The organism is Sphingomonas sp. AP28 (assembly GCF_056680455.1).
Map to the genome: position 1 here is coordinate 3272594 of NZ_CM155283.1, position 12521 is coordinate 3285114.

Here is a 12521-nt window from a genome sequence, read left to right on the forward strand (position 1 = left end):
CCGTCATGCTAGACCAGCCGCATGGCCAATGACACACATGTGCTGAGCACCCCGCCCGAAGGCGCGCCCGACTGGACGATCCCGCAGAACTGGGCGGATTACACCGCGGAGGATCACGCGACCTGGGACACGCTGTTCGCGCGCCAGTCGAAACTGCTCCCCGGCCGCGCGTCGAACGCCTGGCTGCGCGGGCTCGACGTGCTGAAGCTCTCGAAGCCCGGCATCCCCGATTTCGAGGAACTCTCCGAACGCCTGACCAAGCTTACCGGCTGGTCGGTCGTCGCGGTCCCCGGCCTCGTCCCCGACGACGTGTTCTTCGACCACATGGCCAACCGCCGGTTCGTCGCGGGCAACTTCATCCGCCGCCCCGATCAACTCGACTATCTCCAGGAACCCGACGTCTTCCACGACGTCTTCGGCCACGTCCCGATGCTCGCTGACCCGGTGTTCGCCGACTACCTCGCCGCCTATGGCCGCGGTGGCCAGCGCGCTTTGGGGTTGGACGCGCTGAAATATCTCGGACGCCTCTACTGGTACACGGTCGAGTTCGGCCTGATCGCGGAACCCGAAGGCCTGCGCATCTACGGCTCCGGGATCGTCTCCAGCTACGCGGAAACGCGATTTGCCTTGGACGACCCGAGCCCCAACCGGATCGCGCTCGACCTCGCCCGGGTGATGCGGACCGAATACCGGATCGACGATTTCCAGCAGAACTACTTCGTCATCCCAAGCTTCGAGGAGTTGCTGCGGTTGACGGTCGAGACGGACTTCGCGCCGTTGTACGAAGAGCTGAAGGCACTCCCGGATATCCCCGTCGCGCGGATCGAACCGGGGGATGTGGTGATTACCGAGGGCACGCAGGAGTACGCGACGTCGAAGGCGTCAACCGAGACCGCATAAGCATCCTCTAGAAGCCACCACCCCGGCGAAGGCCGGGGCCCAGTTGGGATAGCGGTGCGGTTCTATCTTAAAGCTTCACCCAACTGGGCCCCGGCCTCCGCCGGGGTGGTGTGATGTGCGGGGTGAGCGCAACCCTCCCAAAGGATGTTCCCCCGCGAAGGCGGGGGCCCAGACTGGACCCCCGCCTTCGCGGGGGAACAACCTTCTTCGGGGCAGGGCAGCTCTCAGCAATCCGCAGCCCTCAAATATCCAGCGCCCACCCATCGCGCCCCTTGGGATCGAACGGCCCCTCCGCCACAAACCGCGCCGCTCCAGCGCGCAACCGAAGCACACTCCAATCCCCCCGCCGGTCGACAGCCTCCAGCGAACACCCACAAGCCTCATACGCCGCCACGACCCCAGCCCGCTGCGTCTCCAGCAACCCGGCCAGCACGATCGCCGCCCCCGCATCCGAAATCGAAGCGATCTCCGGCGCCATAGACACCAGCGGCCCCGCCAGAATATTCGCGATCACCAGATCATACGGCGCGCGAACCACGATCGCATCGTCCAGCGCACCATCCGCCACAACCAGATCGATCCCCTCGACCCCGTTGAGCGCAGCATTCTCCGCCGTCACATCGATCGAGACCGGATCGATATCCGTCCCCATCACCCTGGCCCCAGGCCAAAGATGCGCCGCCGCAAACGCCAGCAACCCCGTCCCGGTCCCGATATCGATCACGTTCGCAAACGTCGCATCGGCCAACCCGTCGAGCATCGCCAGACATCCGCTGGTCGTCTCGTGATGACCGGTCCCGAACGCCCGGCTAGCCTCGATCAGGAACGCCCGCTTGTCCGCCGGCACCGCGCCCGCATGCGCACCCGTGTGCACGAAGAACCGCCCGACCGACAAAGGCTCCAGGCCGGCCTGGCTCATCGTAACCCAGTCTGCATCGCCCAACCGCTCGACCGCAATCTCGGCCCCCGCCGCACTCGGCACCAGAGCCCGCACCGCCGCGACCGTGTCGGCCGCCGGCTCATGCTCGAAATACGCATCGAGCCGCCACGACTCGACGTCGTCCTCAATCTCTTCGGTCGTCATCAACACGCCATCGATCGTCAGATCATCGCTCGCGTCGATCGCCTCCGCCTCCGCGCGCGTGCAGGGGAGGGTGAGCTTCCAACTATCGGACATAGCTCGCCCCGTTCACGTCGATCACCGACCCCGTCATCGAAGCCGGCGCCTCCAACGCCAAAAACTTAGCCGCCGCCGCGATCTCGTCAGGTGCCGCCACCCGTCCGAGCGGAATGTCCGCCAGCAACGCATCGCCTCCCCGGCTCGACAAATAGTCCCCCGCCATACCGGTCATCGTGAACCCCGGGCACACCGCAAACGCGAGGATCCCCTCTCGAGCATATCCCCGGGCGATCGTCTTGGTCATCGCCACCATTCCCGCCTTCGACGCGGCATAATGCCAATGCGCCGGCGAATCCCCGCGATACGCCGCCCGGCTCGCGATATTGACGATCCGACCACCAAATCCGCGCGCCTGCCAATGCAGCACCGCCAACCGGCAAAGCTCGGCCGAAGCGGTCAGGTTGATCCGCATCGTCCGCTCCCACTGCGCGGTCCAGTCGCCATCGGCGAGCGGTGCCGCCTCGAACACGCCAGCATTGTTGATCAACACATCGATCGCGCCGCCAGCCTGTTCCAGCGCCGCGTTCCACAACGCAGTCGGCCCCGCAGGATCGCTAAAGTCAGCCGGGATGCCGCTAGCTGTCCCGTGTCCGATGACGGACGCGCCCGCATCGGTCAGCGCCGCATGAATGGCCGCGCCGATACCGCGGCTGGAGCCTGTAAGAAGAATGGTCATGCCGCACCTCTAGCGCGCGCCACGCCGCCCCGTCACGCCAATCCCGCACCCCGAACCACAGCGAACACTTACGCCGCAACCTTCGCGACGAAATCGCCCGCGCTGTTCTTCAAATTGCTGAGTCGCCCGTCGAGCACGTCGAACCCGCGACCCACCCCGTCGATCTCGGTCGCCACCGTCTCGGTATCCTCGCGGATCGCGGCGATCGTGTTGGACATCGAATCCGCCGCTAGCGCGGTCTCGTCCACCGCCGCGGTGATCGCGGTCACCGTCTGCGCCTGTGCCTCCATCGCGTAACGGATGCGGTCGGCGCTTTCCTGCACCTCCGCCACCGTCGACTTGATCGACGCATTCGTCTCGACCGTCGAGCGCGTTGCCGACTGGATCGCGGCGATCTTCGCAGCGATGTCGTCGGTCGCCCGCGCGGTCTGGTTGGCGAGGCTCTTCACCTCCTGCGCCACCACCGCGAAGCCGCGCCCGGCATCGCCCGCGCGCGCCGCCTCGATCGTCGCGTTCAGCGCGAGCAGGTTGGTCTGCCCGGCAATGTCGCGGATCAGCCCCAGGATCGACTCGATCGACTTCGCATGATCGCTCAGCGTTTCCGACATGCCGACCGCCTGGCCAGCCTGCGCCGATGCCCGATTGGCGATCTCGGCCGCGGCCTCCACTTCGGTTCGTGCGTCCTCGATCGCGCGGATCAGGCCGGCGGCGGTCTGCGCGGCTTCGCGCATCGCCACCGCGGATTGCTCGGCGGCCGCTGCGACTTCGCTCGCCTTGCCGAGCACCGCGCGAGTCGACGCGGAACTCCGCATCGCCTGCTCGCGCAGCATATGGCCCTCGTCGGTCGCGGTCTCGACCATCGCCGCGATGCCGTCGCGGAACTCCGCCGCCAGCGTATCGCGCGCGACCTGTGCCGTGTGCGTCCGATAACAATTATAGATCGCGACCGTGATTTCGCCTTCCAGCGCCGACAGCCGCATCAGCGTATCGATATAGACCGGCAGCTTGGGGTCCGACCGATCGACCCGCCGCATCAGCACGTCCAGCGCCGCCCGGTCGCTCGCGCTGATCATCGACAGCAGCGCCATCGGCGAGACGTCGGCGACATACGCCGTCGCGACCGACCGCTCGATCGACTCGATCCAGGCCCGCCCGCTCGTGTCCAGGAAGCGATTGCGCAGGAACGTGCAACCGATCTCGATCATCTGGTCGGTTTCGTGCGGCGCCCAGATCCGTTCGTCGGGAAAGCATTGCAGCCACTGCTCCCAGAACGCTTTCGACACGTGCGTGATCTCGGGCGCGAGCGCGGCCCAGACTTGGCGGCTCGCGCTCGTCAGCGTGCCGTCGAAATCGAACACCCGCAGCCGTGCCGCAAGGTCGACGGAGGCCGCGGTCGCGCCGGGCGTCGGCAGGTCGTTGGTGGTCAAGGCGAAGGACTCCGGATCGGGTGTACCGGACCAGCGCTACACGTCATATCTTAAGGCCGGGTTAGGGATCGATGCGATGTGGCGCGCATCCTCGATCGTTTCGGCCCCGACGGTGTGGGCTACTTGTGCATGGTGCCGCGGGTGGTGTCATGGGTTATCGGATCGGCCCCAATGGGTTGCATCGCAGCACGCGGTGGCTAATAGGTCGCCGATATCTATATTCTGGACCAAGTTGTTTTTGGTTCGTCATCTTCTGGTTCGAGGACTCCGCCCTTGGCATCGCGCAACCCGGCACGCCCGCTTTCTCCCCATCTGCAGGTCTATAAATGGGGGCCGCACATGCTGGTCTCGATCCTGCACCGCGCGACCGGCAGCGGGATGGCGACCGTCGGCAGCCTGCTGCTCGTATGGTGGCTCGCCGCGATCGCCGCGGGCGATCAGGCCTATGCGACCTTCGTCGACGTGTTCACTACCGACACCGGCCGTCTCAACATCCTCGGCTACGTCATCGCGGTCGGCCTGACGTTGTCGCTGTTCCAGCACATGATGACGGGCATCCGCCACATGGTGCTCGATATCGGCGCCGGCTACGAACTGAAGCGGAACAAGATGGGCGCGCTGGCGACGATGGTCGCATCGGTAGCGCTGACGATCGTGTTCTGGCTCTACATGGGGATCAAGTAATGGGTACCGGTACTCCCATCGGTCGCGTCCGCGGTCTCGGCAGCGCCAAGCACGGTGCGAGCCACTGGTGGCAGCAGCGCCTGACCGCCGGTTCGAACCTGTTCCTGATGGCGTGGCTGATGATCTCGGTCGCGCGGATGCCCGGCTATGATTACGCCGCCGTCCACCTCTGGCTGCAGTCCGCCTGGGCGGCGGTGCCGATGGCGCTGCTGATCCTGTCGGTATTCTACCATTTCCGTATGGGTCTCCAGGTCGTGATCGAGGATTACCAGCACGGCGAAAGCCGCGTCGTGGCGATGATCCTGCTCAACCTGTTCACCTTCACGCTGGGCGGTATCGCCCTGTTCGCGATCCTGAAGGTCGCCTTCGCCGGAGCCCCCGCCTGATGTCTGCTGCGTACAAGATCATCGATCATACCTATGACGCCGTCGTCGTCGGTGCCGGCGGGTCCGGCCTGCGCGCGACGATGGGCATCGCCGAGAGCGGCCTGAAGACCGCGTGCATCACCAAGGTCTTCCCGACCCGCTCGCATACCGTCGCCGCACAGGGCGGCATCGCCGCCAGCCTTGGCAACAACTCGCCGGATCACTGGACCTGGCACATGTTCGACACCGTCAAGGGTTCCGACTGGCTCGGCGACCAGGACGCGATCGAGTATCTCTGCCGCGAGGCTCCGCAGGCGGTCTACGAGCTCGAACATGCCGGCATGCCGTTCAGCCGTAACGAGAACGGCACGATCTATCAGCGTCCGTTCGGCGGCCACATGCAGAACATGGGCGAGGGGCCCCCGGTCCAACGCACCGCCGCCGCCGCCGATCGCACCGGCCACGCGATGCTCCACGCGCTGTATCAGCAGAGCCTGAAGTACAACACGGACTTCTTCGTCGAGTATTTCGCGCTCGACCTGATCATGGAAAACGGCGTCTGCCGCGGCGTCATCGCGCTGTGCATGGAAGACGGCTCGATCCACCGCTTCCGCAGCCACCAGACCGTGCTCGCCACCGGCGGCTATGGCCGCGTCTATTTCTCGGCGACCTCGGCGCACACCTGCACCGGCGACGGCAACGCGATGGTGCTCCGCGCCGGCCTGCCGCTCCAGGACATGGAGTTCGTCCAGTTCCACCCGACCGGCATCTACGGCGCGGGCGTGCTCATCACCGAGGGCGCACGCGGTGAGGGCGGGTACCTGACCAACTCCGAGGGCGAGCGCTTCATGGAGCGCTATGCCCCGTCGGCGAAGGACCTAGCCTCGCGCGACGTCGTCAGCCGCTCGATGGCGCTCGAAATGCGCGAAGGCCGCGGCGTCGGCAAGAACGGCGACCACATCTTCCTGCATCTCGATCACATCGATCCCAAGGTGCTCGCCGAGCGCCTGCCGGGCATCACCGAGACCGGCAAGGTCTTCGCCGGCGTCGATCTCACGCGCCAGCCGCTGCCCGTCACGCCGACCGTGCACTACAACATGGGCGGAATCCCGACCAACTTCCACGGCGAGGTCGTCAACCTCGTCGACGGCAACCCCGACGCGGTCGTCCCCGGCCTGTTCGCGGTTGGCGAGGCAGCCTGCGTCTCGGTCCACGGCGCCAACCGTCTGGGCTCGAACAGCCTGATCGATCTCGTGGTGTTCGGCCGCGCGACCGGCCTGCGGATCAAGGACACGCTGAAGCCCGGTACGGCGCACGCGCCGCTGCCCAAGGGGTCGGAAGACCTCGCGCTGACGCGTCTCGACCATTTCCGCAATGCGTCGGGGGGTTCGCCAACCGCGCAGATCCGTCTCGACATGCAGCAGACCATGCAGAAGCATTGCGCGGTGTTCCGCGACACCGAACTGCTCAACCAGGGCGTCGAGAAGATGGCCGGGATCTACAGCCGGATGACCGACGTCGCCGTGAAGGATCGCAGCATGATCTGGAACACCGATCTGGTCGAGACGATGGAGCTCGACAATTTGATCGGCCAGGCGGTCGTGACGATGAACTCGGCGGCGAACCGCACCGAGTCGCGCGGCGCGCACATGCACGAGGATTTCCCAGAGCGCGACGACGCGAACTGGATGAAGCACACCATCACCACCTTCAACGGCTGGGGCGGCAAGGGCGGCGAGACCAAGATCGATTTCCGCCCGGTCCACGACTACACGCTTACCGACGACATCGACTACATCAAGCCCAAGAAGCGGGTATATTAATGACCTGGGCCATCATCGCGATCGGGTTCCTCGTGCCCGTCGCGGTGGGGCTCCTGACGCGCTTCCAACCGATGATCGCCGGCTTCCTATGGCCGGTGGTCGTCGCGATCCTGACCGCGATCTACGTCTTCGGCATCGAACCCCGCGGTGTCGGCGAAGAACCCCAAAAGATCGCGATCACCTTCTACGCGCTCTTCTCGCTGGTAGGCGGAGTCCCAGGCGGCTTGGTAGGCTGGATCTTCCAATACAAGCGCTCGGCCAAGCAGGCAAACTAAGCGTTGTTCTAAAGTCCCGTTCTCCTGCGAACGCAGGAGCCCAGGATCTCAAACGCCGCGCTCCGTTACCCTAGACTCCTGCGTTCGCAGGAGAACCGGCGACCGAGACAGACATGCTACCGCTCCACCCGCCCAGCCGCAATCTTGTACACCAGATTCCGATCCCGCCGCCCGACGGCCACGACGATCACCGTCACCAGGCCGTCATCGACCCGGTACACAAGTCGATACCCCGCGGCCCGCAGCTTGATCTTGTAGCACCCGGTCATCCCGCCCAGCCGCGCACTCGCGATATGCGGCTCGCCCAACCGCTCCGTAAGTTTCGCCTTGAACTGCTCGCGAACATTGGCGCCAAGCTTCTCCCATTCCCGTAGCGCACTGGGCAGGAAAGCGAGACTATAGGTCGCCAAGCGACACCGCGACCGGCACCTCGTCGGCACGCGCCCGCACCAGGTCTGCCAGTTCGACGTCCTCCAACCGGTCCATCAACTCTTCCCAAGCCGCCGCCGGCACGAGATACGCGGCGGGCGTATTCCGATTGAGCACAGCCACTGGAAATCCGCCAGCAGCCTCGATGACTCCGGAGGGGTTCTTCTTCAGGTCGCTGATGCTCACCGTCGCGCCGGCAAATATGGTCTCGATCATGACCAGTATATAGCACGTCGAACAGGTCGGACCAAATCGCCGTGCTGATATGCCGCAATACTCCCGGAACCCGCCGCCCCCGCAAAAGTTTGCCGCGGCATGACCGACACATCCCCCGCCTCGAACGCCCGCAACTACCCGCTGCTGGCCGCCCCCCACATTCACCTCCACGGCCCCGTCGACGACGCGATGTACGACAACTTCAAGTCGCAACTCGTCGCCGCCCCCACCGAAGGCCCGCTGGTCGTCTCGATCACCACGCTCGGCGGCGACCCCGAAGTCGCCCGCGCGATGGGCGACAACATCCGCCTGCTCCGCGAATATACCGGCCGCGAGACGCTCTTCCTCGGCAAGGTCGCGGTTTACTCCGCCGGCGCGACGTTCATGTCCGCCTTCCCGGTCGATAGCCGCTTCCTCACCCGCAACAGCCGCATCATGATCCACGAGCGCCAGATGCAGAGCACGATCGAACTCAACGGCCCGCTCAACACGCTGTCATACGCGCTCAAGGCCAAGCTCCACGAGATCGAGGATTCGATCAATATCCAGGAGGAAGGCTTCCGTGCGATCGTCGAGGGTTCGAAGGTATCGCTCGAGGAGCTGAAGAAGAAAGCCCCCTCCAACTGGTACATCGAAGCCGAGGAAGCCCGCGACCTCGGCCTCGTCCTCGACATCATCTGACCCGGCACGCGCAGGTAACGCGACCGCGGGTGTGACGCATGTTGCACCCGCGAAGCTAAGGATTTGCGGGGAGGGCCCCTGTCATGTATCGGCTCTGACAACCTATAATCACACCACGGACGGACCGCTCGCAATGGCCGAATTCTCGCTCCCGAAAAACAGCGTCGTCAAGAAGGGCGTCAAGCACGCCTCGACCAGCCAGGGTTCGGGGGACAGCAAGCGTCTGAAATCGTTCAAGGTCTACCGCTACGATCCCGACAGCGGCGAGAACCCGCGCTACGACACGTTCGCGCTCGATCTCGACGACACCGGCCCGATGGTGCTCGACGCGCTGATCAAGATGAAGAGCGAGCAGGATTCCTCGCTCACCTTCCGTCGCTCTTGCCGCGAGGGTATCTGCGGCTCGTGCTCGATGAACATCAACGGCAAGAACGGCCTCGCCTGCACGACCGCGATCGAGGATTGCAAGGGCGAGGTCCAGATCACGCCGCTGCCGCACATGGACGTGATCAAGGATCTGGTCCCCGACTTCACGCATTTCTACGCGCAGTACTCGTCGATCAAGCCGTGGCTGCAGACCGTCACCCCGCCGCCCTCGGGCAAGGAGCGCCTTCAGTCGCCGGAAGATCGATCGAAGCTTGACGGCCTGTACGAGTGCATCCTGTGCGCGTGCTGCTCGACCTCGTGCCCGAGCTACTGGTGGAACAGCGACAAGTTCCTGGGCCCGGCGATCCTGTTGCAGGCCTATCGCTGGCTCGCCGACAGCCGTGACGAGATGACCGGCGAGCGCCTCGACGAGTTGGAAGATCCGTTCCGCCTGTATCGCTGCCACACGATCATGAACTGCGCGAACGCCTGCCCCAAGGGTCTCAATCCCGCCAAGGCGATCGCCGAGATCAAGAAGATGGAAGTCGAACGGGTCATCTGATCCCTTCGATACGGGCCTTCGACTTCGCTCAGTCCCTACTCAGGACGAACGGGGGGTATAAATTTCCGTTCGTCCTGAGTAGCTGCTGAGCTTGTCGAAGCGGCGTATCGAAGGACAGGTTGTTGATCACCCCCCATTTCCTCGAAGCCGAAGACCCCGCCAACCCGGGCTGGCGCAGCTGGTCGCTCTCCGACCCGACCCGCTTCAACACCCTGCTCGGCCCCATGCTCTACCGCGTCTACGGCCACACCGTCCGCGTCCGCATCACCCCCGAGCACCGCCACTCCAACCTCCAGAACAACGTCCACGGCGGCGCGCTGCTCGCATTCATCGACGTCGCGCTGTTCGCCGCCGCCAGAGGCTTCGGCCTCATCACCGCCGGCGCCGCGGTCACGCTCGATCTCAACACCCAATTCATCGGCGGCGGCCGCGTCGGCGAGCCGATCGAGGCGCAGGTCGAGGTGCTCAAGGAAACCGGCCGCCTCTTGTTCCTCCGGGGCCTCGTGGTGCAAGGGGACGACGAAACCAAGATCGCCGCCTTCTCGGCCACGATCCGCAAGCCGACTGCCAGATAGCACCGGCATTTCTCTGTTCTCCCGCGCACGCGGGAGTCCAGGAGCCACACATACAACGCCTGGGGGCCTGGGCCCCCGCCTGCGCGGGGGAACGGAAATGACGGTACTCGAAGCCTATGAGGCACTCGTAGCCTCCGGCGAACTCCGCTCCGACCCGGAACAGGCCGCCGCCGCCGCCCGCCTCAACACCCTCGCGACCGAACTCGCCACCCCCAAATCCACCGGCTTCTTCGCCCGCTTCTCCAAAAAAGCCGACCCCCGCGGCGTCTACCTCTGGGGCGGCGTCGGCCGCGGCAAGTCCATGCTGATGGACCTGTTCTTCGCGAACGCCCCCGTCGAGAAGAAGCGCCGCGTCCACTTCGGCGAGTTCATGCTCGAGGTCCACGCGCGCATCGCCGCCGAGCGCCGCAAGGAAGTCGGCGACCCGATCGTCCCCGTCGCCACCGCGATCGCCGACGAGACGCGCCTGCTCGCGTTCGACGAGATGATGGTCACCAACAGCCCCGACGCGATGATCCTGTCGCGGCTGGTGACGTCGCTGCTCGATTCCGGCGTGACGATCGTCACCACGTCCAACCGCCCGCCCGCCGATCTCTACAAGAACGGCCTCAACCGCGAGCATTTCCTGCCCTTCATCGCGACCATCGAGCACCGCCTCGACGTGCTCCCGCTCAACGGCCCGGTCGACTATCGCCGCGACCGGCTCGGCAGCCAGGACACATGGCTCGTCCCCAACGGCCCCGAGGCGACCGCGCAACTCTCCGCCGCATTCTTCCGCCTCACCGACTTCTCGACCGACGACAGCGAGCACGTCCCCGCTGAAGACCTCGTGGTGCAGGGCCGCACGCTCCGGGTGCCCAAATCGCTCAAGGGCGTTGCCGTGTTCAGCTTCAAGAAGCTGTGCGGCGAGGCGAGGGGCGTGGCCGACTACCTCGCCATCGCGCGGAAATTTCACACCGTCATCCTCGTCGGCATCCCCAAGCTCGGCCCCGAGAACCGCAACGAGGCGGCGCGCTTCGTCGCGCTGATCGACGCGCTGTACGAGCACAAGGTCAAGCTCCTCGCCGCCGCCGATGCGCAACCCGGCGACCTCTACGAAAGCGGCGACGGCAGGTTCGAATTCGACCGCACGATCAGCCGCCTCGAAGAGATGCGCTCCGAGGACTATCTCGCCGAAGGCCACCTCTAAGCTTATTGCACATGCGAACGAATCTCAATAACGGCCTGCTTTTGTCCTTTTAGCGGTTGCCGTAGCGGGATAATGCGCGTAACCGGCGTCACCAATCACCCCGCACATCAGACGGAGACGGATTGGAATGGCTCGCAAGAAGATCGCGCTGATCGGCGCCGGTAACATCGGCGGTACGCTCGCGCACCTCGCAGCACTCAAGGGCCTTGGCGATATCGTCCTGTTCGACGTCGCCGAGGGCATCCCCCAGGGCAAGGCGCTCGACCTGTCGCAATGCGGCCCGGTCGAAGGCTTCGACTCGCAGATCACCGGATCGAACGACTACGCCGACATCGCCGGCGCGGACGTCATCATCGTCACCGCCGGTGTCGCGCGCAAGCCCGGCATGAGCCGCGACGACCTGCTCGGCATCAACCTGAAGGTCATGAAGGCCGTCGGCGAGGGCATCAAGGCGAACGCCCCCGACGCGTTCGTGATCTGCATCACCAACCCGCTCGACGCCATGGTGTGGGCGCTCCGCGAATTCTCGGGCCTGCCGCACCACATGGTCGTCGGCATGGCTGGCGTGCTCGACTCCGCACGCTTCAGCCACTTCCTCGCCGACGAGTTCAAGGTCTCGGTCAAGGACGTCACCAGCTTCGTGCTCGGCGGCCACGGCGACACGATGGTCCCGGTCATCAGCTACTCGACCGTGTCGGGCATCCCGGTTCCCGATCTCATCGCGATGGGCATGTCGAGCCAGGAAAAGATCGACGCGATCGTCAAGCGCACCCGCGGCGGCGGCGGCGAGATCGTCGCGCTGCTGAAGACGGGCTCGGCGTACTACGCGCCGGCGACCAGCGGCATCGCGATGGCCGAGGCGTATCTGTACGACCAGAAGCGCGTGCTGCCGGCCGCGGCCTATGTCTCGGGCGAGTACGGCCTTACCGATCTGTACGTCGGCGTGCCGGTGGTGATCGGTGCGGGCGGCGTCGAGAAGATCGTCGAGATCAAGCTGGACGACGAAGCCAAGCAGAACCTCACCGTGTCGGTCGATGCGGTCAAGGAGCTGATCGTCGCCTGCAAGGGCATCGATGGTTCGCTTAACTAAGGTGACTTCCCGCCCTGCCTCCTTGTTCACCCGCGAAGGCGGGTGCCCAGACTGGGTCCCCGCCTTCGCGGGGAAACAAGGAA

The 12521-nt window shown here is 65.2% G+C and carries 15 protein-coding genes; 10 read left to right on the forward strand and 5 right to left on the reverse strand.

Going from position 1 to position 12521, the window contains the following annotated elements:
* Nucleotides 1-21 precede the first annotated feature (21 nt).
* The gene (gene phhA, locus AC1MH0_RS14930) at nucleotides 22-900 is read left to right on the forward strand and encodes a phenylalanine 4-monooxygenase (protein WP_480963429.1); all 879 of its coding nucleotides are present in this window, start codon (nucleotides 22-24) and stop codon (nucleotides 898-900) included.
* Nucleotides 901-1141: 241 nt separating this feature from the next.
* Here the strand turns inward: phhA and AC1MH0_RS14935 are convergent, their stop codons facing one another.
* The 3 genes from AC1MH0_RS14935 to AC1MH0_RS14945 all read right to left on the reverse strand — a co-directional run bounded on the left by AC1MH0_RS14935 (nucleotide 1142) and on the right by AC1MH0_RS14945 (nucleotide 4168).
* Nucleotides 1142-2077 (reverse strand): 50S ribosomal protein L11 methyltransferase, encoded by a 936-nt coding sequence (locus tag AC1MH0_RS14935; RefSeq protein ID WP_480963430.1) that lies wholly within the window; start codon nucleotides 2075-2077, stop codon nucleotides 1142-1144.
* Entirely contained in the window at nucleotides 2067-2756 is a 690-nt protein-coding gene (locus tag AC1MH0_RS14940) for an SDR family NAD(P)-dependent oxidoreductase (RefSeq protein ID WP_480963431.1), read from the reverse strand. Before AC1MH0_RS14940 ends, AC1MH0_RS14935 begins: the two co-directional genes overlap by 11 nt.
* Before the next feature lie 68 nt (nucleotides 2757-2824).
* Nucleotides 2825-4168: a methyl-accepting chemotaxis protein gene (locus tag AC1MH0_RS14945; RefSeq protein WP_480965761.1), complete on the reverse strand. Its 1344-nt coding sequence runs from the start codon at nucleotides 4166-4168 to the stop codon at nucleotides 2825-2827.
* Nucleotides 4169-4456: 288 nt separating this feature from the next.
* Here AC1MH0_RS14945 and sdhC point away from each other — a divergent pair, with 288 nt between their 5' ends.
* From sdhC to AC1MH0_RS14965, 4 genes are read left to right on the forward strand one after another with little or no spacing between them, the layout of a single operon-like run.
* Complete coding sequence (gene sdhC, locus AC1MH0_RS14950) at nucleotides 4457-4867, forward strand: succinate dehydrogenase, cytochrome b556 subunit (protein WP_480963432.1); 411 nt, start codon at nucleotides 4457-4459, stop codon at nucleotides 4865-4867.
* Nucleotides 4867-5253: a succinate dehydrogenase, hydrophobic membrane anchor protein gene (gene sdhD / locus AC1MH0_RS14955; protein WP_480963433.1), complete on the forward strand. Its 387-nt coding sequence runs from the start codon at nucleotides 4867-4869 to the stop codon at nucleotides 5251-5253. Before sdhC ends, sdhD begins: the two co-directional genes overlap by 1 nt.
* Entirely contained in the window at nucleotides 5253-7055 is a 1803-nt protein-coding gene (gene sdhA / locus AC1MH0_RS14960) for a succinate dehydrogenase flavoprotein subunit (protein WP_056047438.1), read from the forward strand. Before sdhD ends, sdhA begins: the two co-directional genes overlap by 1 nt.
* Complete coding sequence (locus AC1MH0_RS14965; RefSeq protein ID WP_480963434.1) at nucleotides 7055-7330, forward strand: hypothetical protein; 276 nt, start codon at nucleotides 7055-7057, stop codon at nucleotides 7328-7330. The genes sdhA and AC1MH0_RS14965 overlap by 1 nt, the downstream gene beginning before the upstream one ends.
* A 116-nt stretch (nucleotides 7331-7446) precedes the next feature.
* Here AC1MH0_RS14965 and AC1MH0_RS14970 read toward each other — a convergent pair whose 3' ends face one another.
* Complete coding sequence (locus tag AC1MH0_RS14970) at nucleotides 7447-7740, reverse strand: type II toxin-antitoxin system RelE family toxin (protein WP_480963435.1); 294 nt, start codon at nucleotides 7738-7740, stop codon at nucleotides 7447-7449.
* Entirely contained in the window at nucleotides 7727-7975 is a 249-nt protein-coding gene (locus AC1MH0_RS14975; protein WP_107964063.1) for a type II toxin-antitoxin system Phd/YefM family antitoxin, read from the reverse strand. Before AC1MH0_RS14975 ends, AC1MH0_RS14970 begins: the two co-directional genes overlap by 14 nt.
* 99 nt (nucleotides 7976-8074) lie before the next feature.
* Between AC1MH0_RS14975 and AC1MH0_RS14980 the strand changes: the two genes are divergently transcribed.
* The 5 genes from AC1MH0_RS14980 to mdh all read left to right on the forward strand — a co-directional run bounded on the left by AC1MH0_RS14980 (nucleotide 8075) and on the right by mdh (nucleotide 12438).
* Entirely contained in the window at nucleotides 8075-8656 is a 582-nt protein-coding gene (locus tag AC1MH0_RS14980) for a ClpP family protease (protein ID WP_480963436.1), read from the forward strand.
* Nucleotides 8657-8789: 133 nt separating this feature from the next.
* Nucleotides 8790-9584 (forward strand): succinate dehydrogenase iron-sulfur subunit, encoded by a 795-nt coding sequence (locus AC1MH0_RS14985; protein WP_480963437.1) that lies wholly within the window; start codon nucleotides 8790-8792, stop codon nucleotides 9582-9584.
* 122 nt (nucleotides 9585-9706) lie between these two features.
* Entirely contained in the window at nucleotides 9707-10159 is a 453-nt protein-coding gene (locus AC1MH0_RS14990) for a PaaI family thioesterase (RefSeq protein WP_480963438.1), read from the forward strand.
* Nucleotides 10160-10256: 97 nt separating this feature from the next.
* Nucleotides 10257-11348: a cell division protein ZapE gene (zapE, locus tag AC1MH0_RS14995; RefSeq protein WP_480963439.1), complete on the forward strand. Its 1092-nt coding sequence runs from the start codon at nucleotides 10257-10259 to the stop codon at nucleotides 11346-11348.
* Between the two features lie 127 nt (nucleotides 11349-11475).
* Complete coding sequence (gene mdh, locus AC1MH0_RS15000) at nucleotides 11476-12438, forward strand: malate dehydrogenase (protein ID WP_056060667.1); 963 nt, start codon at nucleotides 11476-11478, stop codon at nucleotides 12436-12438.
* Nucleotides 12439-12521 lie beyond the last annotated feature (83 nt).

Bases quoted from the DNA above. Each gene is read 5' to 3' on its own strand.
- phhA (WP_480963429.1), top strand. From the start codon at position 22: ATGGCCAATGACACACATGTGCTGAGCACCCCGCCCGAAGGCGCGCCC.
- AC1MH0_RS14935 (WP_480963430.1), bottom strand. From the start codon at position 2,077: ATGTCCGATAGTTGGAAGCTCACCCTCCCCTGCACGCGCGCGGAGGCG.
- AC1MH0_RS14940 (WP_480963431.1), bottom strand. From the start codon at position 2,756: ATGACCATTCTTCTTACAGGCTCCAGCCGCGGTATCGGCGCGGCCATT.
- sdhD (WP_480963433.1), top strand. From the start codon at position 4,867: ATGGGTACCGGTACTCCCATCGGTCGCGTCCGCGGTCTCGGCAGCGCC.
- sdhA (WP_056047438.1), top strand. From the start codon at position 5,253: ATGTCTGCTGCGTACAAGATCATCGATCATACCTATGACGCCGTCGTC.
- AC1MH0_RS14965 (WP_480963434.1), top strand. From the start codon at position 7,055: ATGACCTGGGCCATCATCGCGATCGGGTTCCTCGTGCCCGTCGCGGTG.
- AC1MH0_RS14975 (WP_107964063.1), bottom strand. From the start codon at position 7,975: ATGATCGAGACCATATTTGCCGGCGCGACGGTGAGCATCAGCGACCTG.
- AC1MH0_RS14980 (WP_480963436.1), top strand. From the start codon at position 8,075: ATGACCGACACATCCCCCGCCTCGAACGCCCGCAACTACCCGCTGCTG.
- AC1MH0_RS14985 (WP_480963437.1), top strand. From the start codon at position 8,790: ATGGCCGAATTCTCGCTCCCGAAAAACAGCGTCGTCAAGAAGGGCGTC.
- zapE (WP_480963439.1), top strand. From the start codon at position 10,257: ATGACGGTACTCGAAGCCTATGAGGCACTCGTAGCCTCCGGCGAACTC.
- mdh (WP_056060667.1), top strand. From the start codon at position 11,476: ATGGCTCGCAAGAAGATCGCGCTGATCGGCGCCGGTAACATCGGCGGT.